The sequence below is a fragment of the Confluentibacter lentus genome (assembly GCF_002806995.1).
GTDB lineage: Bacteria > Bacteroidota > Bacteroidia > Flavobacteriales > Flavobacteriaceae > Confluentibacter > Confluentibacter lentus.
Genome location: NZ_NIHE01000001.1, coordinates 681735 through 707604 on the forward strand (window position 1 = coordinate 681735; position 25870 = coordinate 707604).

At 34.3% G+C, this 25870-nt stretch carries 28 protein-coding genes; 14 read left to right on the forward strand and 14 right to left on the reverse strand.

Annotated features, from left to right (window positions below; genetic code table 11):
* Positions 1-6: 6 nt before the first annotated feature.
* Positions 7-879 carry an AraC family transcriptional regulator gene (locus CDH50_RS03000; protein ID WP_100610384.1) on the reverse strand — a complete coding sequence of 291 codons (873 nt, stop codon included), beginning with the start codon at positions 877-879 and terminating at the stop codon, positions 7-9.
* 717 nt (positions 880-1596) lie between these two features.
* On the opposite strand from CDH50_RS03000, the gene CDH50_RS03005 reads away from it, so the two are divergent.
* Together CDH50_RS03005 and CDH50_RS03010 are read left to right on the forward strand one after the other, a co-directional pair.
* Positions 1597-2205 carry a hypothetical protein gene (locus CDH50_RS03005; protein WP_100610385.1) on the forward strand — a complete coding sequence of 203 codons (609 nt, stop codon included), beginning with the start codon at positions 1597-1599 and terminating at the stop codon, positions 2203-2205.
* Positions 2206-2689: 484 nt separating this feature from the next.
* Positions 2690-3301, forward strand: a complete 612-nt coding sequence (locus CDH50_RS03010; RefSeq protein WP_100610386.1) for a hypothetical protein — start codon at positions 2690-2692, stop codon at positions 3299-3301.
* A gap of 58 nt (positions 3302-3359) precedes the next feature.
* Here the strand turns inward: CDH50_RS03010 and CDH50_RS03015 are convergent, their stop codons facing one another.
* Together CDH50_RS03015 and CDH50_RS03020 are read right to left on the reverse strand one after the other, a co-directional pair.
* Complete coding sequence (locus tag CDH50_RS03015) at positions 3360-4433, reverse strand: PA0069 family radical SAM protein (RefSeq protein WP_100610387.1); 1074 nt, start codon at positions 4431-4433, stop codon at positions 3360-3362.
* A 156-nt stretch (positions 4434-4589) separates the two neighbouring features.
* A complete protein-coding gene (locus CDH50_RS03020; protein WP_100610388.1) occupies positions 4590-4943 on the reverse strand; it encodes a winged helix-turn-helix transcriptional regulator in 354 nt (117 codons plus the stop codon).
* 177 nt (positions 4944-5120) lie between these two features.
* On the opposite strand from CDH50_RS03020, the gene CDH50_RS03025 reads away from it, so the two are divergent.
* The 6 genes from CDH50_RS03025 (at position 5121) to CDH50_RS03050 (ending at position 10202) form a co-directional block, all read left to right on the forward strand.
* Positions 5121-5915 carry an SDR family oxidoreductase gene (locus tag CDH50_RS03025; RefSeq protein ID WP_100610389.1) on the forward strand — a complete coding sequence of 265 codons (795 nt, stop codon included), beginning with the start codon at positions 5121-5123 and terminating at the stop codon, positions 5913-5915.
* A gap of 21 nt (positions 5916-5936) precedes the next feature.
* Positions 5937-6251: a nuclear transport factor 2 family protein gene (locus tag CDH50_RS03030; RefSeq protein WP_100610390.1), complete on the forward strand. Its 315-nt coding sequence runs from the start codon at positions 5937-5939 to the stop codon at positions 6249-6251.
* Positions 6252-6318: 67 nt separating this feature from the next.
* Entirely contained in the window at positions 6319-7143 is an 825-nt protein-coding gene (locus CDH50_RS03035) for a helix-turn-helix domain-containing protein (protein WP_100610391.1), read from the forward strand.
* Between the two features lie 221 nt (positions 7144-7364).
* Positions 7365-8186: an alpha/beta fold hydrolase gene (locus CDH50_RS03040; protein ID WP_100610392.1), complete on the forward strand. Its 822-nt coding sequence runs from the start codon at positions 7365-7367 to the stop codon at positions 8184-8186.
* Positions 8187-8219: 33 nt separating this feature from the next.
* The gene (locus tag CDH50_RS03045) at positions 8220-9125 is read left to right on the forward strand and encodes an alpha/beta fold hydrolase (protein ID WP_100610393.1); all 906 of its coding nucleotides are present in this window, start codon (positions 8220-8222) and stop codon (positions 9123-9125) included.
* 132 nt (positions 9126-9257) lie between these two features.
* Positions 9258-10202, forward strand: a complete 945-nt coding sequence (locus CDH50_RS03050; protein WP_100610394.1) for a DMT family transporter — start codon at positions 9258-9260, stop codon at positions 10200-10202.
* A gap of 36 nt (positions 10203-10238) precedes the next feature.
* Here the strand turns inward: CDH50_RS03050 and CDH50_RS03055 are convergent, their stop codons facing one another.
* Complete coding sequence (locus tag CDH50_RS03055) at positions 10239-10583, reverse strand: winged helix-turn-helix transcriptional regulator (RefSeq protein ID WP_100610395.1); 345 nt, start codon at positions 10581-10583, stop codon at positions 10239-10241.
* A 111-nt stretch (positions 10584-10694) separates the two neighbouring features.
* Between CDH50_RS03055 and CDH50_RS03060 the strand changes: the two genes are divergently transcribed.
* On the forward strand, positions 10695-11075 hold the full coding sequence (locus tag CDH50_RS03060; protein ID WP_100610396.1) for a DoxX family membrane protein: 381 nt from the start codon (positions 10695-10697) through the stop codon (positions 11073-11075).
* Between the two features lie 15 nt (positions 11076-11090).
* On the opposite strand, the gene CDH50_RS03065 is transcribed toward CDH50_RS03060, so the two are convergent.
* The 10 genes from CDH50_RS03065 to CDH50_RS03105 form a co-directional block, all read right to left on the reverse strand.
* A complete protein-coding gene (locus CDH50_RS03065) occupies positions 11091-11873 on the reverse strand; it encodes an enoyl-CoA hydratase/isomerase family protein (protein WP_100610397.1) in 783 nt (260 codons plus the stop codon).
* A gap of 163 nt (positions 11874-12036) precedes the next feature.
* On the reverse strand, positions 12037-12222 hold the full coding sequence (locus CDH50_RS03070) for a copper resistance protein NlpE N-terminal domain-containing protein (RefSeq protein ID WP_100610398.1): 186 nt from the start codon (positions 12220-12222) through the stop codon (positions 12037-12039).
* A gap of 33 nt (positions 12223-12255) precedes the next feature.
* A complete protein-coding gene (locus tag CDH50_RS03075) occupies positions 12256-13401 on the reverse strand; it encodes a Gfo/Idh/MocA family protein (RefSeq protein ID WP_100610399.1) in 1146 nt (381 codons plus the stop codon).
* Between the two features lie 114 nt (positions 13402-13515).
* Entirely contained in the window at positions 13516-14973 is a 1458-nt protein-coding gene (locus CDH50_RS03080; protein ID WP_100610400.1) for a sensor histidine kinase, read from the reverse strand.
* A gap of 131 nt (positions 14974-15104) precedes the next feature.
* Positions 15105-15650 (reverse strand): CopD family protein, encoded by a 546-nt coding sequence (locus CDH50_RS03085; protein WP_100610401.1) that lies wholly within the window; start codon positions 15648-15650, stop codon positions 15105-15107.
* 2 nt (positions 15651-15652) lie between these two features.
* The gene (locus tag CDH50_RS03090; RefSeq protein ID WP_100610402.1) at positions 15653-17023 is read right to left on the reverse strand and encodes an MATE family efflux transporter; all 1371 of its coding nucleotides are present in this window, start codon (positions 17021-17023) and stop codon (positions 15653-15655) included.
* A 3-nt stretch (positions 17024-17026) separates the two neighbouring features.
* Positions 17027-18061 (reverse strand): ferrochelatase, encoded by a 1035-nt coding sequence (gene hemH, locus CDH50_RS03095; RefSeq protein WP_100610403.1) that lies wholly within the window; start codon positions 18059-18061, stop codon positions 17027-17029.
* Between the two features lie 33 nt (positions 18062-18094).
* Positions 18095-18256 carry a hypothetical protein gene (locus tag CDH50_RS15160; RefSeq protein ID WP_198513425.1) on the reverse strand — a complete coding sequence of 54 codons (162 nt, stop codon included), beginning with the start codon at positions 18254-18256 and terminating at the stop codon, positions 18095-18097.
* A 24-nt stretch (positions 18257-18280) separates the two neighbouring features.
* Positions 18281-19018 carry a ThuA domain-containing protein gene (locus tag CDH50_RS03100; protein ID WP_100610404.1) on the reverse strand — a complete coding sequence of 246 codons (738 nt, stop codon included), beginning with the start codon at positions 19016-19018 and terminating at the stop codon, positions 18281-18283.
* 5 nt (positions 19019-19023) lie between these two features.
* The gene (locus CDH50_RS03105; RefSeq protein WP_100610405.1) at positions 19024-19923 is read right to left on the reverse strand and encodes an AraC family transcriptional regulator; all 900 of its coding nucleotides are present in this window, start codon (positions 19921-19923) and stop codon (positions 19024-19026) included.
* Between the two features lie 191 nt (positions 19924-20114).
* On the opposite strand from CDH50_RS03105, the gene hemA reads away from it, so the two are divergent.
* The 5 genes from hemA to CDH50_RS03130 all read left to right on the forward strand — a co-directional run bounded on the left by hemA (position 20115) and on the right by CDH50_RS03130 (position 25832).
* Positions 20115-21377: a glutamyl-tRNA reductase gene (hemA, locus tag CDH50_RS03110; RefSeq protein WP_100610406.1), complete on the forward strand. Its 1263-nt coding sequence runs from the start codon at positions 20115-20117 to the stop codon at positions 21375-21377.
* An 89-nt stretch (positions 21378-21466) separates the two neighbouring features.
* A complete protein-coding gene (locus CDH50_RS03115) occupies positions 21467-23206 on the forward strand; it encodes a TrkH family potassium uptake protein (RefSeq protein WP_100610407.1) in 1740 nt (579 codons plus the stop codon).
* Between the two features lie 12 nt (positions 23207-23218).
* Positions 23219-23905 (forward strand): potassium channel family protein, encoded by a 687-nt coding sequence (locus CDH50_RS03120; RefSeq protein ID WP_100610408.1) that lies wholly within the window; start codon positions 23219-23221, stop codon positions 23903-23905.
* A gap of 50 nt (positions 23906-23955) precedes the next feature.
* Positions 23956-25533, forward strand: a complete 1578-nt coding sequence (hemC, locus tag CDH50_RS03125) for a hydroxymethylbilane synthase (RefSeq protein WP_100610409.1) — start codon at positions 23956-23958, stop codon at positions 25531-25533.
* Positions 25530-25832, forward strand: coding sequence for a DUF1330 domain-containing protein (locus CDH50_RS03130; RefSeq protein ID WP_100610410.1), 303 nt, complete (start codon positions 25530-25532; stop codon positions 25830-25832). Before hemC ends, CDH50_RS03130 begins: the two co-directional genes overlap by 4 nt.
* The last annotated feature ends 38 nt before the right edge of the window (positions 25833-25870 follow it).

Genomic DNA, 25870 nt, shown 5'->3' on the forward strand with positions numbered 1-25870 from the left:
ATTAAACTATTGAATAATCAGTTTAATTTCTTTCCTGTAATGCGATGCACTTTTACCTGTTATATCGTTGAACGTTTTATTAAAATGGGAAAAATTATTAAATCCACATTCAAAACAGATATCTGTAATACTCATTTGGCTTTCAATAAGTAGTTTTGTAGCATGCACTACCCTATACTCGTTTACTAACTGTGTAAATGTTTTTCCAGTAGCTTTTTTAAAGTATCTACAAAATGCTGGTACAGTCATACTTACCTTATCGGCAATTTCATCTAAACTAATATGGTTTTGGAAATTTGTATTAACGTACTTAAAAATAATATCGATTTTGCCACTATCTTGAGCTTCCGTTTCAAAAGCAAACCCATCGGCGTTTAATAGTGTATAATCGTCTGTAAAGGCCAGATAGTTTAAAATCTCAAGAAACTTTATAACCCTTTCTAAGCCAGTATACTCCATTAAACTTTCAATTTTACTTCCTATAACGGCTTTGGTTTCCATTTTAAAACGGATGCCTTGCTTAGCCCTTTGAAATAATGCTGCAATACTAGCCGTTTCTGGAATATTGAGAAAATCTTCCCCTAAAAAATTAGATTTAAACTGAACGGTTGTTTCTGTTCCGTTTGCCGTTAACCTGTCGGTAAATCCATTATGAGGTAAATTAGATCCAATAAGTATTAATTGACTGTTGTTAAAATACGATAGATGGTTTCCAATATGTGTCTTTCCTTGCCCTTTGTTTATATAGACCAGTTCAAGCTCTGGGTGAAAATGCCAATAGGCCCCATTCTTATCTACAGTATCTATATGTTGCTTTACTAATATAGAACTTCCGAAACTTGGGGTGAGTTTCTTAAAAGTAGGTTTTTTGTTAATCATAATACAATTTATTCTAATACAAAATTACAATATATTAAACTATAAATATATATATATTTGCCCCTATTCTATGTTATTTTAACTTAACATTCATTTAACACTACATTAACAGTTAATATAACACATAAAGTGGTCAAATTAGATGTTTTGTTACCTTAACATTTGCTATAAATTTGTAACATCAAAATGTTGGTAATAACTTAATTCCAATCTTTAACACCTAAATAGGTCTTTAACTAGGAAAATTGTTTTACTCAATGTTTAGTAAGCTAATGAAATTTCTGCTCCAATAATAAAAATTGTTTTAGAAAAATCATTAACAATAAAATTAGAAAAAAATTTTTACGATATATATCTCTCTGACAAAAAGGAGTTTACAATATTCATTAATAATTAGTTTAATGTCTTATTTAGTTTAGTTGGTAAAAGTGAGCTGTGGTGGCTCACTTTTTTTTATGCTTATTTCTATCAAATTTTATTCAATCCAAAATCAAACAATCTAACCTTACTAAATCTTCTTTTCGAGGTTCCTTATTTCAATTTGTAATTCGTTTCATATAATACAGCAAATTAACAAGTATCTATGCTAAATTGATTTAACATAAATATAATGATAAAATAACAGATAAAATAGCACATAAATGTGTAAAAATCAATGTTTTACAAACTAACCAACCTATATACCTTTGTCATGTTGAACGTTAAAAAAACCAAATCATGAAAAAAGTAATTAAAAACACAAAAAAAGGAATCTTAATGGTAGCGATGCTTGCTGCCTCGTTAAGTTTCGCAAACGAAGGAACCCCATTTTTTTCAATTAAAAATGAATCCAAAAGAACCTCACTTACTTTAGCACTTGTAAAGGAAGGAAACCAATTGTCCATTAAAGATAACAATGGTATTGTACTATATAAAGAACTTATTCAAAAAACAGGAATCTATACTAAGGGGTTCGATTTAACAGCGCTGCCAAATGGAGACTATATTTTCGAACTTGATAGCGATATAGAAATAAAAACAATCCCGTTTACTGTTGAGTCCAATACTGTAGTTTTTGAAAAGGACATGGAGAAATCCATTTTCAAACCAGTAACCAGGGTAAAAGGTAATTTAGTGTTTGTTTCTCAATTGGCTTTAAACAAGGAACCTTTAAAGATTGATATCTATTTTGAAAAGTCTGGAAGTTCTGAGCTTTTGCTAACAGAAACCATTAAAGACACACAAAAAATTGAAAGGGTTTATAAATTAACCGGTTTAAACAATGGAAACTACACCATCGTGTACAATTCTGAAGGTAGAGAGTTTATAAAACACATTAACAATTAATTTAATGCCTATTTAGTTTAGTTGGTAAAAGTGAGCTGTAGTGGCTCACTTTTTTTTATTAATATTCTACCTATTATATATGATCTGATTTTTTGGAATCAATCTTAATATATTATTTACTAAAAGTTGCACTTCAAGATTATTCACCCCAATGCTTTAATCATAGGTTTCGAATGTGAAAAAAACAAAAATCATTTTACTTTAAAGAGTGATGCCTTTTCCTATTCTAATACCTTGTTTTGTCTCCTTTCTATATCCTAAAGCAAATCGTTTTGTTCCCCTCCTTTTATATTATGATTTTTAAATTGTCGTGGTTTCTTTCATATAGTATAGCCAATTAACACGATTCTATGCTAAATTAACTTAACACAAACTTAATGTAATAATAACAGATAAAATAGCATATAAATATGTAAAAATCAATGTTTTGTAGGCTTTAAATACCCCATACCTTTGTGGTGTTGAACGTTAAAAAAACCAAATCATGAAAAAAGTAATTGAAAACACTAAAAAAGGAATCTTAATGGTAGCGATGTTAGCTGCCTCGTTAAGTTTCGCAAACGAAGGAACTCCATTTTTTAGACTTGCAAGCAATGCTAAAAAAACAGCCCTGACATTAGATAATGTTAAAGAAGGTAATACACTATATATTAAAGACAGTTATGGTGTAAAATTATATGAAGAAGTTATTCATGTAAATGGCATTTTTGCAAAAGGATATGATTTAACTGCTTTACCAAATGGTGATTATCATTTTGAACTTGATACACAAGTACAAATAAAAACAATTCCTTTTACTGTGGAATCTAATACCATTGAAGTTAACTCTGGATTGGCAAAAACAATTTTTAAACCAATAGTAAGGGTTAAAGGTGACTTAGTGTTTGTTTCTAAATTGGCTCTTAATAATGAACCATTGAAAATTGATGTTTATTACGAAAAAGCTAATAGTTCTGAACTCGTGTTATCAGAAACTATTAAAGGCACTAAAAACATTGAAAGAGTTTATAAATTGACAGACAATTTAAAAAGTGGTAACTACAAAATAGTATTCAATACCAGTGGTAGAGAATTTACAGAATTCATTAATAATTAGTTTAATGTCTTATTTAGTTTAGTTGGTAAAGTGGGCTGTGGTGGCCCACTTTTTTTGCTTAAAATAATCTCAATTGCCCATCTTTAAATTGGTCGTGCAACTCTAAATTGAGTTTGGGCATCACTTTTCCCTTAAAATATTTGTGCCTTGCCATTTTCACCAGGTTGTTGATTTGCTCGGCAATTTTTCCTTCTCCTCGCATTCTGGTTCCGTAACGGCTATCATTTAAAGTGCCGCCATGGCAACTTTCTATTTGATGCAATACTTTATCGGCCCGATCGGGCATGGTTTTTTTAATCCAATCCGTAAAAATTTCACCAATCGCGCCATTAAGTCTCACAATCGTATGGGCGATGGATACCGCTCCGTGTTCCGATACTATTTTTGACAAGGGTAAAATTTCATGACTATTAATTGCCGGAATAATGGGCGCCAACATCACGTTTACAGGAATGCCATTTTTACTAAGTGTTTTAACGGTTTCCAATCTTTTTGCAATGGTGGTGGTTCTAGGTTCTAAAACACGCCTAATATCTTCAGATAATGAGGTTATGGATATATTCACGCCTATTAAATTATCCTTCCCTAGTTCTTTTAAAAGCTCCAAATCCCGTAAAATCAAAGCATTTTTAGTGATGATGGCTACGGGGTGTTTATATTTTAAAAACACTTCCAAACATTGGCGTGTGATTTCAAATTGTTTTTCGGCGGGTTGGTAACAATCCGTATTTCCAGACATCACAATGGGATATGTTTTCCAACTTTTCTTTTTTATAAGCTCCTCTAAAAGTTTGGGAGCGTCTTTCTTTACTAAGATACGGCGTTCAAAATCCAAGCCCGCACTATAGCCCCAATATTCGTGGCTATTTCGGGCGTAACAATAAATACAACCATGTTCGCAACCTTGGTACGGATTCATAGAGTACGCCATACCAATATCTGGGCTTTCCACTTTATTCACGATGGTCTTCGGGAACACCTCTAAATACAGCGTTTTGTTTTTATCGCTTTCTTCGCCTTCTTTATGGCAAAATTCAAGGAAATCGTCACGCATTTCGTGACTGAGTTCAAAGAAACGATTGGGCACATTTAGCTGCGCGCCACGGCCTTTTATGGTGGATTTGGGATTCATAATATTAAATATTTGGATGTGTTCAGGTAGTAACTTTATAAAGTTACTTATTATTTAAAACGGAAATTGTTAAAATGAAGATGGGTTATTAACAAAAAGTTTTACCTTGGATTGTATTTGTAAAAATTTCAACTAACTTTTCTCCAAACACTAAATTCAAGAATCCTTCAAAATCAACGACCGTAATCGTTCTTCATTCTCATCACCCCATTTGCCCAAAACTGAAATTACTGGAATCAATGTTTTTCCAAAATCGGTTAATGCATATTCTACTTTGGGCGGCACTACGGGATATATTTTTTTGGTAACCAAGTCGTGTCCTTCCAATTCTTTTAATTGGATATTCAAAACCCGCCGGGAAGCATCAGGAATTTTTCGTTGCAATTCGCTAGGGCGTTGGTATCCTTCATTGATAAACCACAACAAACGGATTTTCCACTTGCCGTATAACACTTCCCCAATGAGGTCCAGACCGCAATTGAGGTTTAAAGGAATTTTTCTTTCATACACATTCCAAAATTAGTTCAATGTTCCAAAATGTGCAATAGGGGAATAAATTATCCCATAGCAATTCGATTTTCCCTTATTGAATGTGCAATAGGGGAATAAATTATCCCATAGCAATTCGATTTTCCCTTATTGTCAGAAAGTTATATACTTCCCAACTTTGTACAAAAATAAAAAACAATGGAACATACATTCAATTTCAACAATGAGTTATCAGGCAAAATTGCTTTGGTAACAGGAGGCACAAAAGGAGCAGGAAAAGCAATTGCAGAAAGGCTTATACAAGCTAGTGCAACAGTTATTATTACCGCACGAAACGCACCGGAAAAAGAAAATAGCAACTTGCATTTCATTCCTTCCGATTTAAGTAAAGCAGAAGGAACACAAAAAGTAATCAGCGAAGTGCTGTCGGTTTACGGAAGACTTGACATTTTGGTGAACAATCTTGGTTCTTCAACAACACCTGCCGGTGGCTTTACTGCATTATCTGATGAAGATTGGGAATCAACCCTACAGGCTAATTTGCTTGCTCCGGTTCGACTTGACAGGGGGTTTTTACCTCAAATGATAGATCGAAAAAACGGAGTTATTGTTCATATAGCTTCTATCCAAGGAATACTACCACTTTATGACTCTACTTTGCCTTATGCGGCTGCAAAAGCAGGATTGAGAAACTATAGTAAAAGTTTATCGAATGAAGTTTCGCCTAAAGGTGTTCGGGTGCTAACTGTTTCTCCTGGATGGATCAATACAGGAGCATCGAAAGCTTGGTTGGCTGAAATCGCAAGAAACGCTAATAGCACCGTAGAAGAAGCACAGCAAGGCGTCATGGAAGCATTGGGTGGAATACCTTATGGCAGACCTGCTGAGCCGGAAGAAGTAGCTGAATTGGTTGGTTTTCTGGTTTCTCCAAGAGCTAGTTATTTATCAGGAACTGAATATGTAATCGATGGCGGTACAGTGCCAACAATTTAATAATCTTCAAAAAAAATAACAATGAACTTACCAAAGGTAGTTACCGAATTAATAAAAGCACAAAACAATTTTGACAGCACATCCTATGCAAATTGTTTTACCGAAACAGCCGTAGTTTTTGATGAAGGCAAAACGCACAACGGTAGAAAGGAAATAGAAAAGTGGATAGACGAGGCTAATAAAAAATATCAGGCAACAATGAAACCTCTTGAATATTCAGAAATCGAACATACATTGAAAACGGAAGTTTCAGGAACTTTTCCCGGAAGTCCGATTACAATGACTTATAATTATGAATTTGAGGATGGATTAATTCAATCGTTGAAAATTGTCTGATAAAATTAATACTTTAATGGTAAATTTGAATGAAGTCAAACCAATGCATCCTAACAAACCTTGAAACATGCTAAAAGAATTTTCATATAAACAATTTGGGAATATAGAATTCAGCAAATTGGCACTTGAAGAAATAGCACTTACTTCCATAGATGAGCATATCAAAATTTTATTCATCCCGAAGAAAGCAATCATCCAAGTTGATTTTCAAGAATTCAAAATGGAAACGGATGCACTGTTGTTTATCAATCCGAAAGTGATTATAAAACCTTGTGAAACAATTGATGGTCAGTTAATTTACTTCAACAGGGATTTTTATTGTATTGAAATTCATGATCAGGAAGTTGCCTGTGATGGTATTTTATACAATAATGTTTTTGAAATCCCTTTTATTGCTTTGGATGCATCTCAATCTCTTGATATTCAGAAAATCATTCAAGAAATCCAATCAGAAATGAAAAATGAGGATGCCAATACGGAAGAAATGCTTCGGATTTTATTAAAACTGATTATTCTAAAATCCACTCGCATTTGGAAACAACAACACCAATTAGCGGATAACAACCAACAATCTGATGTCCAGTTTTTGAGAAAATTTAGCAAGTTAGTAGAGCAAAATTATAAAACGCTCCACAAAGTTTCGGATTATGCCGAATTGTTATTTGTTACTCCCAAAAACCTAAGCAAAAAAATCGGGCTATTAAGCAAAAGCACGCCAAACGACATTATCAAAGACCGAATTATTCTTGAAAGCAAACGTCTTTTAGCGCATACTAAAATGACGGTAAAAGAGATAGCCTATAGTCTTAATTATGAAGACGATGCTTATTTTATTCGTTTTTTTACCAAACACGCCGGTTTATCTCCCGTGTCTTTTAGAAAACAATTCTAAAGTAAGTACACACCTAATAATTTATAGTAAAGCGCGACAATATAGTCGTGCTTTTTCTATTAAAACAGTCTCAAAAACGATTTTAATTCGTTAAAAATCAATCTGAAATTGCACAAAGGGAAAAAAGTGCAGTTCAAAGCGAAATCCGTCCATTGTTGCCCTCTGTTATTTGCTGCAATTTTGCTTCATCAAATAAATAATAACATTTAAATATAAAAATCATGAACAAGTTAACAGTAAAAGACGGAACAGAAATTTATTTCAAAGATTTAGGAACAGGACAACCCATTTTCTTTCATCATGGATGGCCATTATCATCAGACGATTGGGATGCCCAAATGATGTTTTTCCTAGAAAAAGGGTTTAGAGTGATTTCACACGACAGACGTGGTCACGGACGCTCCACACAAACCTTCAAAGGAAACGATATGAATACGTATGCAGCGGATGTAGCTGAATTAGTAGAATTCTTAGATTTGAAAAACGTCATTCACGTAGGACATTCCACAGGCGGTGGTGAAGCGATTCGTTACGCTGCACAATACGGTAAAGACCGCGTAGCAAAAGTGGTGTTGATTAGTGCCATCACGCCTTATATGATTGCCGATGAAAACAATCCTGACGGTGTACCTTTATCAGTGTTTGATGATATTCGTTACAACACACAACACAACAGAGCGCAATTTTACCAAGACATTACGATTCCTTTCTTTGGCTACAACCGTGAAGGTGCCGACATTAAAAAAGGCATACAAGATAACTGGTTTAGACAAGGTATGATGGGTGGTATTAAAGCACAATACGACTGTGTTAGAGTGTTTTCTGAAACGGATTTTACTGAAGATTTAAAACGTGTAACCATTCCTGTGCTTGTTTTACACGGAGATGACGACCAAATTGTTCCTTATAAAACGACGGCTGTAAAAGCTGCTGAATTGTTGCAAAACGGGAAATTAATTATCTACCCTGGTTTCTCACATGGTATGCCAACTACCGAAGCGGCTACCATCAACAACGACATTCTTGAATTCATAAATTCTTAAAAAAAAGTAATCATAATATAAATAATTAATAAAATGAAAAAATCAATTTTAGCAATCGCAATTTTAGTGTCTCTTTTCACCAACTGCCTCATGGCACAAAGTAAAAGAATTCCAGCATCAGCAGGAAGAGCAGAATATATTGAAGTAGAAAAAGGAGTAAAACTTCATGTAACCGACTTGGGAGAAGGACAACCTATTGTTTTAATTCATGGTTGGCCTTTAAGTGATGCCATGTATGAGTATCAGTACCAGTATTTAAGTCGTAAAGGATTCCGAGTGATTGGCATTACTTTGAGAGGTTTTGGAAAATCAGACAAACCTTATGGCCGTTATGACTTTGATGTTTTCTCAGATGACATTAAAGTAGTTTTAGAAACACTCAATATTCAAAATGCTGTACTGGGTGGATTTTCAATGGGTGGTGCTGTGGTAATTCATTATGTAACAAAATATGGTGCCGCTCATGTGAGTAAATTGGCTCTTTTTGGAGCTGCGGCGCCGTCATGGCAGCAAAGAGAAGGTGCTCCTTACGGCATTTCCGAAGTGGATGCTAACGGATTGATTACACAAACACTGACGGCAAGAGAGGATTTAATTGCTGGACTTGGCAGTGCATTTGTTGCCAAAGAGGGCAATATATCTAAAAATGTAGAAAAATGGTTGGAAAACATCAATTTAGAAGCGTCTCCATATGCTGTAACGGAATCCATCAGTGCTTTAAAAGCAATTGATTTGCGACCAGAGCTTTCTAAAATTAAAATCCCTACAGCCATATTCCAAGGCACTCAAGATAAATTATGCCCATTTGAATTTGCCGTAGCGTTGAATAAAGGCATTAAAGACTCTTACATAGTGAAGTTCGAAAACAGTGGTCACGCCCTATTTGTTGAAGAACCAGAAAAATTCAATACCGAACTTGAGAAATTTGCTCAAAAATAATCAGGGCAAATATTTAGGGAGTTGTCAAATACAGCTCCCTTTTTCTTGTTATTTAAATCTTTAAAACACATTGTTTTGTCGCCTTTATGCCATTTTAATTTTTGATGAAACTATCTCTAAATAATACTATTTATGACATCCAATAAATCAATTGCCATTTCTTTGGGCCTCTTATCTGCTCTATTTTTTGCCATAACTTTTGTTTTTAATCGTCTTATGTCTGTTGAAGGTGGTTTTTGGATATGGAGTGCATCACTTCGATTTTTTTGGATGCTTCCATTACTGTTGATTTTGGTTCTTTTCAGAAAAAACCTAAAACAATTATTAACAGAAATGAAAAAGAAACCTTGGCAGTGGATGCTTTGGAGCACCATAGGTTTCGGGGTTTTTTATGCCCTATTAACATTTGCAGCTGCCTATGCCCCTTCTTGGCTTGTGGCTAGTACTTGGCAAATTACCATCATAGCTGGTATGTTGATGTCGCCCATTATAAATAAAACAAATTTTAAGAAAACCATATCATTTCAAGCCCTTATATTTTCATTAATAATACTATTGGGTGTTATAATAATGCAAATAAGTCACGCCAAATCAATTGCAATAAATGAACTTTTACTTGGAATTGTTCCGGTTTTAATCGCCGCTTTTGCCTATCCACTCGGCAATCGGAAAATGATGCAAATAACGGGTGAAAAACTAAACGCCATGCAAAGAACATTGGGAATGACCATGGCTAGTATACCATTTTGGATGTTATTATCGGTTTACGGCATGACTATAAACGAACTACCTAATGAACCTCAAGTGTATCAAACACTCATTGTAGCCATTTGCTCGGGTATTGTTGCTACTGTTCTATTTTTTATGGCAACAAACAGAGTACAAAAAGATGAAAAAGCATTAGCTTCTGTAGAAGCTACCCAATCTGTAGAAGTTATTTTTGCACTCATTGGAGAAATACTAATTCTAAAAATAAGCTTGCCCGATACTTATTCGGTTTTAGGAATTATACTAGTGATGATTGGAATGGTGTTACATAGTTTGAAAAAAGAAAAGGAAACTGCAAAAATCGTATAAGTTATACATGAAGGCAATTAGTAACTTATTATAAAACTAATTACCAAAAATTTTCTTGCGATGGTTTATGCCCCAATGCTGCAGTTCTGATATGACGGGTTTTAGAGTCAAGGAATATGCCGTTGGCTGATATTCGGTTCTCACCGGAAAACCGTTTATGATGGTTCGTGTAATTAATTGATTTGTTTCCATATCTTTCAATTGACTCGACAACACTTTGGTACTTAATTTAGGAATGCTTCGCTCTATTTCCCTGAAGTGTTTGTTACCCTCCCAAATTGAAATTAAGATTAAAATGGTCCATTTACCACCCACAATATCTAAGGTATCCCTTACTGGCAGTAAAGCAGACATACATTCTTGATGTTCCATTTTTTTCATCTTTTCTTATTTTTGATTACCTAAAAGTAACTGATTACTAAAAGGTAACTGATATCATTTGGTAATCAAATGTAATTAAATTTGCACTATTAATTATAATAATAAAAGAAAATGAAAAACAAAATTCTTACTGGTCTATCTATACTATTCGGATTCTTGATGGTCAATTTCGGATTGAACAAATTCTTCAACTACATACCCATGGGTGAAATGTCTGAAGACATGATGCAAATTATGGGTGCATTTATGACCATTAAATGGATTCTTCCATTAGTTGGAATCATAGAAATTATTGGAGGCCTATTAATTGCCATACCCAAAACAAGAGCGTTGGGAGCCCTAATAATTCTACCTGTTATGGTAGGTATATTTTTGCATCACTTGGTACATGATATAGCGGGTATTGGACTTGCTTTGGTATTATTTGCCATTAACATTTGGGTAATTGTTGCCAATTGGAATAAGTATTCACCAATTTTTAAACAGTCGTAGGAAAGAATTCAAATTTTATTCTCCAGAAAAATTAGCCTTCCGCTTTTCTAAAAAAGCGGAAGTACCTTCCGCAAAATCATCGGTTCCAAAGCAGTTACCAAATTCTTCTATTTCCACTTCAAAACCATTAATACCGTCTTCATAATTGGCATTAATAGCTTTTATGGCGGCACTTATGGCAACGGGTGAGTTTCTGGTAATTTTACTGGCAATCTTTTCGCAGAAAGGCAACAATTCTTCTTGTGTAGTGACGTGATTTACCAATCCGTACGCCAATGCTTGATTGGCATCAATCATGCCTGCCGTTAAAATAAGTTCCATGGCGCGCCCTTTTCCTATTAATTGTGGTAATCGTTGCGTACCACCATACCCGGGAATAACGCCCAAAGATACTTCTGGTAAGCCCATTTTAGCATTATCGCTCGCCACTCGAAAATGGCATGCCATGGCTAATTCGAGTCCGCCACCAAGCGCAAAACCGTTGATGGCAGCAATGACAGGCGTTGGTAAGTTTTCAATAAAATCAAATAACAATTCTTGTCCGCTAGTCGCTAAATTTTTTCCTTCGTCTTCATCAAAATCGGCAAATTCGCTAATATCAGCACCCGCTACAAAGGCTTTTTCGCCGCTTCCTGTAATAATAATGACTTTTGTTTTTTTATCCTTATTGGCTTTTTTTAAGGCATGGTGAAGCTCTTCAATGGTTTCTATGTTTAAAGCGTTGAGCTTGCTTGGTCTATTAATAGAAATGAGCGTTATAGTATCTGATGATTTTGATAAAATATGGTTGTATCTCACTAAGGTTATATTTTAAAAAGTTCTAATCCTTTAACCCAAAATAGTTCGGAATCATAAAATTTGATGGAGGTTTTTACAAATCTCGTCGAAACATCTCTAGATGATTTTGTATTAAACCGTGCTTTTGAATTTTTAAAGTTAAGGGTATAATCTTCATTCAAATCTAAATCTTCATGGGCATCAAAAAAATCAAATTGTTTTCTGAAGTATACGTGCCTTTTGCATAATAATTTTCTTGTGGATTATTAGCGCCTTTGGGTTTTCTGAAGAAATGAAACTTAAATGTTTTGTCTTCATTTAAAGTCAGCGTATACTGAATCCCTTCATTTTCAGCATCCAAAAAATTCACAGAATACTATATTTCTTATTGATAACACGTTCCTTAAACCTTAACAATACCCATATCCCCTAAATCTAACGGAATGGTTTTTCCGCCTTCTTTAATGGATTTATAAATAGCTTCCACAATAATGATGTCACGTTTTCCCATCTCTCCCGGTGCAAAGTTGGTGCTTCCTGTGAGTACATGTTGAGCAAAAGAGTCCATTTGTGTGGTTTGTTGATAATACCTTTCAAACGGGAATTTAATTTCTTCGCCTCTAGACGTGCGCCCAGCCAAAGGGCCATAACTGTGGCATGGATTGAGTTCTGCCCAACCACGTCTGAAACTCACAAAAAGTCGATTCGCATTGGCATTGTATGATGTAAACATATTCCCGACCACATCATTGGAAAATTTCATTTGAGCCGTGATGGATTCGTCAACGTCTACAAAATAATCTGGTCTGGTTTTAAATTCTTGTGCAGAAATAGAGACCGGATTGGCACCCGCCCCATAAATACTACTTTGAATGGCATACACGCCCATATCCATCAAGGCACCACCTCCTGCAAGTTTTTTATTTAAACGCCATTGTGTGGGGTTGTTAGCAGAAACAAACCCTGCATCCGATGATATGTATTGCACCTCTCCCATTGGCTTTTCGGCTACCAATCTCTTAATTTCATTGGTATATGGATCGGTTTGCATACGGTAACCAACGCCTAATTTTACGCCAGCATCATTACAAGCTTTAATAATGGCATCACATTCCGCAACACTTGTAGCCATTGGTTTTTCAGTAATCACATGTTTACCAGCTTTGGCTGCACGAATACAAAATTCGGCATGCATACTGTTTGGCAATACCACATATACAATGTCAATCGCCTTATTTTTAGCTATCTCATCAAAGTTTTCATAATTATATACATTCTCTTTTGGGATGTTGTATTTATCCATCCATTCCTTTTCTTTTGATGGTGTGCCCGTAACGATACCAGCCAAATAACAATGCTGAGCTTTTAATAATGCAGGTGCTAATTGTCCGCCACTATAACCTCCTAATCCCACTAAGGCAATGCCCAATTTTTTATCTTGTTTACCAGAATTAAGTCCGTAACTTAAAGGTATATTTGATAATAATGCTGCACCCGCCAAGGCTTGCGAGAGTTTAATATTAAACGTTCTTCTATTGATTTTTTCCATTGGTTTATTTCTAGTTTAGTTTTGCCTTTTAAATTTACAATTATTTTTGAGTAAGTGAACAAAAAAATCAAAAAAGGATACGTTCAAACATTTAAACAATAAGGATTTATAGTTTTATAATCTAGGAAAGACTACCGTAAATGTGGTTCCTTTATCTTTTTCGGTTTCAAAAGTTATCGTGCCGTTATAAGTTTCCACAATGTTTTTAACCATGGCCAAACCTAGACCCATGCCACTTGTTTTGGTGGTAAATTTAGGTTCAAACACTTTTTCCTTGTTTTCTTCTGAAACGCCTACGCCATTATCTGAAACCGTTATAACAACATCGTTTAACTTAGAACTTACATTGACAATAATTCTTGGTTCTCTATCTTCGGAAATCGCTTGAATGGCATTTTTAACCAAATTGGTGACCACTCTTATGAGTTGGGTTCTATCAAACTTGGCAATGATCTCCACTTTATCTGAAGTAAAAAAAATGTAATCTTCATTAAATATATCCAATGCTAACTTTACAATGTTAACCACATTTAACGTTTCATTTTGTTGCGCCGGCATTTTTGCAAAGTTTGAAAACGCAGACGCAATGGAACTCATCGTGTCTATTTGCTGAATCAAGGTTTTTGAATACTCCTCTACTTTTTGATGGATATTTTCATCCTGTGGATTAAACTTCCTCTGAAAATTTTGAACCGTTAAGCGCATGGGTGTTAACGGATTTTTAATTTCATGAGCCACTTGTTTGGCCATTTCCCTCCAGGCTTGCTCCCGTTCGTTAGTAGCGAGCTTCACGGCGCTTTCCTCTAGTTGGTCAATCATTCTGTTATACGAATTTACCAAGATTGAAATTTCTTCACTGGTATCTTCTAAATCTATCCGTTCATTTCGCTTTTCAAGTCTGGTAGTATTGATTTTTTCGCTTATTGCTTTAATGGTTTTTGTAATGTATTTAGACAATACGAAAGCAATTGTAATCGCCATAATTAAAATAAGCAAATAAGCATATCCTAAACGGACCAAAAACTGATTTAGCTCATCCGTTAAGTTATCGTTATTCTCTAAATACGGTAAATTAATAATCGCTATAGGCTTAAATTTAGAATCGGTTATATAAGAATACGATGATAGAAATGTCTCGCCGTTTTCCACATGCTCATCAACATGACTATGTGATGCCGTATTTGAAATGGCATTTAATATTTCGGCATCTAAACATTTATCCTTTTGATCTGGTTTTAAATTTGCCTTGGATGTAATTAAAAGAGAGCCTTCTAAATCGTAAAGATTTATTTGAAGTTGATGGATATCTGCAATATTGCTTAATTCTTCTTTAAAAATTAAGGGAATATTCTCTGTAGTGACTTCCCAAGTATTTTGTCTTCCGTTTAAAACACGACTGATATGGGTTTTAATGTTTCCTTCCTTTTGCGATAATCTATCTCTGTGATATTCTTCCCTTTCGCCTAGGTACTGATAAATGGCTACAGATGCCACAAGCACCGATGCCAATACTACCAAGAGTATCATGGCTATGAAAATACGTGTCCGAAGCGATAGTTTTTTTAGTTTCATTAAAGATAATCCTGCCTAAATATAGCAATAATCAAACCAAACACCACAAGTGAAAATTCCAAAAAAAATAAATTCCAAATTCAAAAATGATGCTACTGGAATTTGGTACTTAAAAAATTGGATTCTTGTTTTCAAGCGTCTGGATTTTTTTCCCGAATGTTCTTGTAAAGTTTGAAACCTAGCATGATAAGAACGCCCAAAACAATCATTCCAATAACGCCATAAATCCAATTGAGTGCACTTTTCAGAATAACCAAAAATACCACAGCGAACAGAATAAACGTAGCGCCTTCATTCCAAATACGCATAAAACTGGATGTTTTTGTAACCACATCATTTTGAAGTTGCTTGTAATACTGGTGGGTTTTTAAATGATATATAATCAGTAAAACCACAAAAGCCAATTTTACGTGCATCCAACCCTGTTGTAACCAAAACGGTTGTAAAATAAGCAACCAAATAGCAAATATGGTGGATAAAATGGCTGATGGCCAGGTAATGATAAACCACAAACGTTTTGTCATCAGTTTTAACTGTTTCCCTAAAATTTCTTTATCGGGCGAGGATTTATGAAACGCCTCAATTTGATATACAAACAACCTAGGGATATAAAATAAGCCCGCAAACCAGGTGATAACAAAAATAAGATGAAGTGATTTTATATAATAGTATGTCATAATTATGATATTGATTCTGAAACTTGCACACCAGGCTTTAGCGTTTTAACTATTTCACGGTTTAAAAAATAAGCCGTGACTATGGTTGAAAGCACATCTGAAATGGGGAAAGACATCCATACGCCCAACTCACCAAAAAAATTAGGCAGTATTAAAATAAGCGGGATAAAGAAAAACCCTTGCCTCGTTAAGGTTAATAACAGTGCCGGGGTTGCTTTTCCTATCGCCTGAAAATACGCTGCTCCAATTAACTGAACGGCAATGATTGGCGTTGCTGCAAACACCCAACGCATGGCGCTTGGCGTTTGGTTAATAACGTCAACATCTGTAGTAAACATTCTGGTAATAGCCTCTGGAAAAAGCATTAAAATAAGAAACACAAAAGTTGCCAAAATGGTGGCATATTTTATAGCAGTATTAATGGTTTCCCTAACCCTTGCATAATTCTGGGCGCCATAATTAAAGCCTGCAATGGGTAAAAATCCTTGAGTGACTCCTAAAACGGGAAACATGGCAAACATGAGCATACGCCCAACAATAGCATAGGCCGTCACCGAAATTTCGCCCCCTAAATGAAATAGGATATTATTCATAAATAAATACGTAATGCTCACCACCGCTTGTCTAGCTAAAGTTACAAAACCTAGCGAACTTATTTCTTTTACGATATCTAAATTTAATCCGAAATGGGAAAATCCAATTTTTAATTCGGAATGCTTAGACTTAAAAAACCAGATGATATATATAAAACAAAACACATAAGAGATGGTGGTAGCCCAAGCGGCACCTTCCATACCATAACCCAATACATTTATAAAAATATAATCCATCAATAAGTTACCAACTGACGGAATCATCATGGCATACATGGCAAATTTAGGCTTGCCCTCTGCCCTAATAACCGTATTTCCCATCATACACAAACCTAGAAATGGAACACAATAAAGCACTATTTTATAATAAATCTTTGCTGGTTCAAAAATAGCGCCCTTCCCTCCAAAGGAGACAATAATGGAGTCTGTAAACCACAATCCCAAAATCGCCATGGTTACCGTAAGCAATAATGTTAATGTGACTTGGTTTCCAAAGGTTTTTAGGGCTTTGCTTTTATTTTCTGAACCTAATGCTCGTGATATAATTGAAGAACCTCCAATACCAATGGCCATACCCAAAGCGGCAATAAAAAAGGATACTGGCAACACCACATTAATGGCGGCAATGGCTATGGAACCTATCCAATGGCCCACAAAAATAGTATCGACCAAGATATTTAGGGACATCACTAAAATACCTATGGATGCAGGAAGTGCTTGTTTAATAAGCAATTTACTGATGGATTGTGTCCCTAAATCTTGGGAGGTTACTTTTCCCATTAATTATACCGTTTGAGTTTTGGAAACTGACCAATTATTAATCCATTTTGAAAGTAAGGTCACCCATTCGGAATCATCATTTAAACAAGGTATAGTTGTAAATTCGTTTCCTCCCATTTCATGAAAGATTTCTTCACCTTCCATAGCTATTTCTTCAAGAGTTTCAAGGCAATCGCTCACAAATGCAGGTGTTACAATCGCCATGCTTTTAACACCATTTTTGCCTAATCGCTCAATAGTTCTATCGGTGTAAGGCTGTAACCACGGGTCGAAACCTAATCTTGATTGAAACGATGTTGAAAAAGCACCTTCTTTTAACTGAAGTTTTTCAGCAACCAATCTGGTGACCTCCAAACATTGATGCCTATAACAAAACTCGTGGGCTTTACTTGGAGTGATACAACAAGTGCCATCAATCTTACAATGTGATTTTGTAACATCGCTCTTCCTAATATGGCGTTCTGGAACACCGTGATAAGAGAACAAAAGATGTTCGTACTTTTTACCTTCCAAATGCTTTTTTATGGAATTTGAAAGGACGTCTATATAATCAGGTTTATTATAAAACGCTGGAACGGATTCAATTTTTAAGCTTGGGAAATGTTCTTTTTGTATCTCTTCGGCTAATACTAAAATAGTTTCGGTAGTTGCCATAGCAAATTGTGGATACAACGGAAACAACAACACCTCATCAACCCCTTTATCAACCAATTCCTGTAGTCCTTTTTTAATAGTCATACTGCCATAGCGCATCGCTAAAGCCACGGGGATTTCTACGTCTTTTTGAATGGCATTTTGAAGTCGTTTTGATAGCACAATTAAAGGAGACCCTTCGTCCCACCATATTTTTTTATAGGCCGCGGCCGACTGCTTAGGGCGTGTTTTTAAAATGATACCTTTAACAAGTGCCGTTCTTGCTATAAAAGGGATATCAATCACACGCTCGTCCATTAAAAATTCCCCTAAATATTTTTTTACATCTTTTGGTTCTGGACTATCGGGAGAACCCAGATTTACTAGAAGTACACCTTTTTTCATTTGCAATTTTATAATTATCTAAATAATACTAAATCAATCTTCAGTATTCTCTAATTTTTGTTGGTAATATAATTTGGGCCGTTCTTCACTGTAATCACAATCTTGAAAAATACCACAAGAGATATTAGAACGAACCAAGGATTTAGTACCCATGTTTTTAGATAATGCTTCGATTTCTGGAGTTAAATATGTCATTTCTTAAACTATTTTATTATAAAATTAACGCTTTAAACCATACAAAATACCTCCCAACAAATGTTGTTTAAATTCTGGTTCTACATACGACTCATTGGTATGCCCCAAAGCAGTGTAAAACGATCTCCCACCATCATATTCATGGTACCAAGCTATTGGGTGATTTGTGCCATTTTCTCCCCCATCATAAGTCGATTCGTCCAAATTTAGCAATACATTTATATCTTCAAATATCGATTTAAAATTATACCACTCGTCATATCGAACCCATTGTTCTGGCAAATGTTTGGTAGATGGATGCGTACTGTTAACTCGAGTTATGCTAGCTGATGATGGATTTGGGTGGTTTAAAAAATAAGCGCCTACCAATTCTCCATACCAAGCCCATTCGTATTCAGTATCGGTAGCCGAATGAATCCCCATAAAACTTCCACCATTATTAATAAAGGTTTTAAAAGCTTGCTCTTGATTGGCATTTAAAACATCGCCCGTGGTGTTTAGAAAAACAACCAATTGGTATTGTTTTAAATTCTCTGTAGAAAACAAACTCGCATCTTCCGTCTGTATAACTTCAAAATTGTTTTGCTTGCCTAAACCTTCTATGGTTTTTATTCCTATTTCTATAGATTGATGGCGAAAGCCACTTGTTTTTGTAAAAACAAGCACCTTATCCAAGAGTATATTGTCTGGATTACTATCATTATCAGTCGTATTGCAAGCTAAGGTTAAAAAAACACCAAAGACTATTAAAATATTTTTCATAAAAATCAATTTAAAGACATGATATACTTTTTAGGCGTGGTACCATACTTCTTTTTAAAAGCAGCTATAAAATGGCTGGCGGTACTGTAACCAACTTTTAGTCCGACTTCATTCACATTGTTTTCACCAGATTCCAATAATTTCCTGGCGACTTCCATTTTGTAATCAAATAAAAAGCTAAATACCGAATCGCCATAAATTTGTCGAAATCCTTCTTTCAATTTTTTAAGATTCAAACCAATTTCATCTGCAAGTTCTTGTAAGCTTGGTGGTTCGGCCAAGCGGGAAATGATAATATCTTTTGCTTTTCTTATTTTAATAACGTTGGTTTCATCGACTAAAAACGGACATTGTTCAATATTGGCGTCTTCACTTCTGTTGAAATATAGACTTAAAAGTTCATAAGCTTTGCCTCTATAATACAGATTTTTAATGGTTTGATTTAAATTATAGTTTATCAACTGGTTTAATACAATGGCCAATGAAGGAGAAATAACACCGTCTTTATAATACTTTTTATCTTTATTATCTTCATTTAAAAACGAAATATAATCGGCTTCTTGGGAGAACAACCCATGAAATTTTTTTATGGATATAAGAACCGTAACAATCCAAGAATTTGGGTTTACTTCCAAATTAATTGGTAATTCGCGCTGCGGATTATACAATAGCAACGAGTTTTCTTCTAGAATATTCAAGGCATATCGGCCCTCATTGAAAACAAATTTACAAGACCCTTTGATACAAAAGTGGAATTGAATAAAATCACTATGTATCTCTTTAACAATACTTTGAGCGACACTTTTGTCATTTTTATAGGTCAAGACAAAAAATCCTTCATCCACTTTTGTTTCATCAAAAGGACTTTTAGCGACATTTTCTAGTTGACTTTTATCATCAATCACAAGCTTATTATTTAGATTCGTTATAAATAAATTTGTTAAAACTACCGTATAATATGCTAAAATATGACAAAAATCATATTTTTGACAAAAAACAAACTAAAAAACCACAAACGATATTAAAAGTTCTTTGAGCGTTATTTTTTTAATAGCCATCAGCATACATTTGCTTTCATAAAATTCGGGTTTAAAGCATGCAACAATACAATATATCCAAAAGTAATAATTTTTATGCCATTGGTTTGAGCTATAAAAAGGCCGATGCAGACATAAGAGGGCGCTTTAGTTTGGATGAAGACTCTAAGAAGGCATTGCTTACTCAAGCCAAAACTGAAAACATTGAGAGCTTAATTGTGACTTCTACATGTAACCGAACCGAAATTTATGGTTTTGCCCAACACCCTTACCAACTTATAAAATTGCTTTGTGATAATACAAACGGTACGGTTGAGGAATTTCAAGAAGTAGCTTACATCTATAAAAATAAAGACGCCATAACCCATATGTTTCGAGTGGGTTCTGGTTTAGACAGCCAGATTCTGGGTGATTTCGAAATTATTAGTCAACTTAAAAATAGCGCTAAACTCTCCAGAAAAAACGGCTTATTGAACCACTTTATCGAGCGCCTTATAAACTCTGTTATCCAGGCCAGTAAACGCATTAAAACGGAAACAGAATTATCATCTGGTGCCACATCGGTGTCTTTTGCTTCCGTTCAATATATCTTTAATACGGTTGAAGACATTAAAAATAAAAATATTTTACTTTTTGGGACTGGTAAAATAGGCAGAAACACTTGCGAAAACTTAGTAAAACATACCAAGAACGAACATATTACCTTAATAAACAGAACAAAAAATAAGGCAGAGCAAATTGCTGGAAAATTTAATTTAATTGTTAGGGATTATGCTAATTTACAAGAAGAAATAAGTTCCTCAGATATATTGATTGTGGCAACAGGTGCGCACCGCCCTACGATTGATAAACATATTATTCAAACAAAAAAGCCACTTTTAATTTTAGATTTGTCCATTCCTAAAAATGTGGATGAAAATGTGGAAGATTTGCCCAACGTTAAATTGGTTCATTTAGACCATCTTTCACAAATTACCGATGGCACTTTAGAAAAAAGAAAGGCACATATTCCTTTTGCTGAAGCAATCATAAATGAGGTAAACACGGAATTTAATGATTGGTTGGAAACTAGAAAATTTGCGCCAACCATAAAGGCACTAAAGCATAAATTACTTGATTTTGCAACGTCTGAATTGGATACGCAACGCAAAAAACTTTCAGATTTTAATGAAGTACAGGCAGAATTGATAAGCAATAACCTCATTCAAAAAATAACTAATCATTTCGCCTATCATTTAAAAAATGATAATATCTCTACTGATGAAAGCCTAGAGTTTATTAAAAAAGTATTTCAGCTAGAAGAAACTCCAACAAATGTTTAAAACTTTTACATTTGTTACTTATTCTTGATTTGGTTAGATTTTAACTAAAAGAAAAGAATAGGTAAAAAACTTAAAGTTTTAAGATTAAGATGAAAAACAACAAAATCTTTAGAAATATATATCGTTTTTTAGATATAGCCATTCTGTTCTTCTTAATCTTTGATTTTGGTTTCTCTGTTGATGATGATTATAAACCATACAAACTATTAGGTTTTTTTGTAATTGTACTTCTATTGATTGCTTTTAATGTGATGAAAAGCTATCAGTTCAAGGACAAAAGTTCAAAGAAAACGGTTAAGTTTAACATCATTTTTCTCTTATCAACTTTAATTGCTGCAACATCGTGTTTATTATATAATAGCGACGATTCAATTATTGATCTCACTGCAAAAACTAAAGTTATTTTTGAAATAGGACTTTTCTTTTATTTACTGATAAGGCTAACATTCTTAATTAAATACATTTATAAAATTTATTTTAATCCTGCCATTTTGTTTGTTGGCAGTTTTGGTATTTTCTCGCTCATTGGGGCCCTGTTTTTAATGTTGCCAAAAGTAACCACGCATGGCATTTCTTTTATTGATGCTCTTTTTACTTCAACAAGCGCTATTTGCGTTACTGGTTTGGCCGTTTTAGATACTGCTAACGATTTTACACAACTAGGGCAAACGGTTATCATGGTTTTAATCCAAATTGGCGGTTTAGGTATATTAACCTTTACATCTTTTTTTGCTTATTTCTTTAAAGAAAGCTCTTCGTTTAGTGAGGGTATGTATTTAAAAGATTTTACTGCCTCAGAAAATCTTCAAGATGTTTTTAAAATAGCGGTAAAAATCGTTTTGTTTACTTTAGGAATTGAATTTGTTGGTGCGTTTTTAATTTATGGTTCAGTGAATGACATTACATCTGTCGAAAACAAAGTATTTTTCTCTATTTTTCATGCTGTTTCAGCCTTTTGTAATGCTGGTTTTTCAACATCATCAACTAGTTTTTATGACCCTGGCCTTCGTTTTGAATACTCTTTACAATGGGTCATTATGGTACTTATTATTTTTGGCGGTTTGGGCTATAATATAGTGTTTAACATCCTAACCTACTTAAAAAACTTTATTGTTAATTTATTTTATAAAACCAAAAAGCTAAAATCGGTTAGAGTTATTACCCTAAACTCTAAGTTAATTTTGGTTACAACTAGTGTATTACTGGTATCTGGATTTATATATTTTTATTTTTTTGAAGCAAACTACACGCTTAAAGAACATACATCTACCTTTGGCAAGATTACAACCGCCATGTTTTCTTCCGTAACTCCAAGAACCGCAGGCTTTAACACTATTGACTATACTCAGGTTGCCACCCCTTCCTTGCTTTTTGTTATTTTATTGATGTGGATTGGTGCATCGCCTGCATCAACTGGAGGTGGTATAAAAACCAGTACCTTTGCTATAGCCACATTAAATATTTTTGCTACTGCTAAAGGGAAAAAAAGAATAGAAATCAACTCAAGGGAAATTTCCAGTAGCACTGTAAACAGAGCTTTTGCTATTATATCCATTTCATTGATTGTTATAGGAGTTGCCATTATCTTATTGCTCTTTTTTGAACCTGATAAAACACTTATGGAAATAGCTTTTGAGTGTTTTTCGGCTTACAGTACCGTTGGTTTGAGCTTGAATGTAACACCAACCCTATCATATAATAGTAAGATTGTTATAATAATCGTTATGTTTATAGGTAGAATCGGAATGTTAAACTTACTGTTTGGTATGTTAGGGCAAATCGGACAAAAATTTTATCAATATCCACAGGAAAATATTTTAATAAATTAAAAATCAAGTAAGATGAAAATCATCATTTTTGGTCTCGGTAATTTTGGAATGTCTTTAGCTTTAAGCCTAACGGAAACAGGCAATGAGGTCATTGGGGTTGACTACAAAATGGAAAAAGTTAACTTAATAAAAGACAAAATATCCCATAGTATCTGTTTGGATTCCACTAACGAACAGGCCTATCAAGCCTTACCAATAAAGCAAACAGACATAGCCGTCATCGCCATTGGAGAGAACGAAGGGGCTGCCATTATAACCACGGCCATTATTAAAAAGCTAACAACTGCAAAGGTAATAAGTCGGTCGCTATCACCTATACATGATACCGTTTTACAAGCCATGGGTATTGATTTTATTGTACACCCAGAGCAAGAAGCGGCCGATAAACTAACTGACAAGCTCAATCTTAAGAATATGGTTGATAATTTTAAAATTGACAGGCGCTATTCTATTTCTGAAGTTAAAACACCTACTGCTTTTATTGGTAAAACCATTTTAGATATAAATTTTAGAACTAATTACAATTTAAACATTGTAACCATTTTACGCAAAAAGGAAAAAACAAACTTAATTGGCGTTTCTACAACCCAATTAGAAGTTATTGGAATTCCAACAGGTGATACAATGATTGAAACTGATGATGTTTTAGTGGTTTTTGGTTTGAATGAGAATATTTCTAAAATTGGAAATATGAACTAAAATAATCTTTAGCAAAATAATCTACATCTATAAAATTTGAACTTTAATACATGTCTAAAACAATAAGAATTGGTACTCGCGATAGTGAATTAGCATTATGGCAAGCCAAAATAGTACAAAGTCAACTCGAAAATTTAGGGCATAAAACCCAATTGATTCCCGTAAAATCTACGGGTGATTTGGTATTGGATAAACCTTTATACGAACTCGGAATTACTGGCATTTTTACGCGCACTTTAGATATTGCCATGCTAAACCATGATATAGATATCGCGGTACATTCATTAAAAGATGTTCCTACTGTTTTACCAAAAGGGATTATTCAAGCGGCTGTTTTAAAGCGTGGTAATGTTCATGATACGCTGATTTTTAAAGATAACGAAGAGTTTTTAAGTTCAAAAAAAGCCGTCATCGCCACAGGTAGCTTACGTAGGCGCGCACAATGGCTAAATAGGTTTCCAACGCATACTGTTGTAGATTTAAGGGGCAATGTGAATTCCCGATTACAAAAATTGGAAGATAATGATTGGAATGGTGCCATTTTTGCAGCTGCGGGCATAGGTAGAATTGGTTTAAGACCCGAGGAAGCTATTAATTTAGAATGGATGGTTCCAGCACCTGCACAAGGCGCAATTATGATTACGGCATTGCAAGATGATGATGAAATAAGAGCCATTTGTAAAGAACTCAATCATGAAGAAACCGAAATTTGCACAACCATTGAACGTTCGTTTTTAAATAAACTTGAAGGTGGTTGCACAGCTCCAATTGGTGCTTTAGCTTATATTAAAAATGAAGAGGTGAATTTTAAAGGTGTGCTGTTAAGCACTGACGGCTCTAAGAGAATTGATGTTACTAGAGTTAAAAAATTAGGTGAGCATCATGATATGGCAGACTTTTGTGCCAATTTTGTTATTGAGCGTGGTGGCAAACGTCTAATGGATGCCATCAAGCATTCCAATAAAAAAACGAATGTCTTTTCAACCAAATCACTTACGGAAGATCAACGACTTTTATTTCATGAAAAAGTAGTGGTTGATAGTGACGACTTTATAAAAATAAGTTTGAATAGAATCCATCCGCGTTTCCTGAAAAATGAAATTAAAAATGTGGTAATAACCAGTAAAAATGCGGTGGAATCTTTAACGACAAACTATTCTGCTATAGAATTACAATTTAAAAACATATATTGTGTGGGCAGACGAACCAAACAATTGGTTGAAAAAAAGATAGGTAAAGTAACCCATTCCGAAAATAGTGCCAAAAAACTGGCTCATTATTTAGTTGATTATATGGAAGGCTCTGAAGTCACGTATTTTTGTAGTGATTTGAGATTGGACGATTTGCCAACTATTTTAGAAGCAAATAATATTAAAGTCAACGAAGTAGAAGCCTATCAAACAAAATTTGATGCTGTAAAAATCCCTGATTCTGTTGAAGGTGTTATGTTTTATAGTCCTTCAACCGTTCAAAGTTATATAGAAAAGAACCACGCTAACGGCATTGCATTTTGTATTGGTGAAACCACGGCAACCGAAGCCAAAAAACATTTTGATGATGTAAGGATCTCAAAAGTACCAACCGTTGAAAGTGTTATTGAATTGGTTAATGAATATTATGTGCAATGATTTATTTGACTGTTTTAATACATATAAAAGAAGGTAAAGAGGAAATATTTCATCAATATGAATCATTAGTGCTACCTATTCTTAACGATTATAATGGAAAACTTATTTACAGAATTAGACCAGCTAATAAAAATTTTATTAAATCGGAAGGAGAGCCTCCTTATGAATTGCATTTTATTTCATTTAATACTAATGAAGACTTTAAAAACTTTGTTGGAGATACCAAAAGAAAAAGTTTTGAATATCTTAAAGAAGATTCCATAAAATCTACTTTTTTAGTACAAGGCGAAAAAATATAGAACAATTAAAAAGATTCCGCCTTTGCGGAAATAACAAA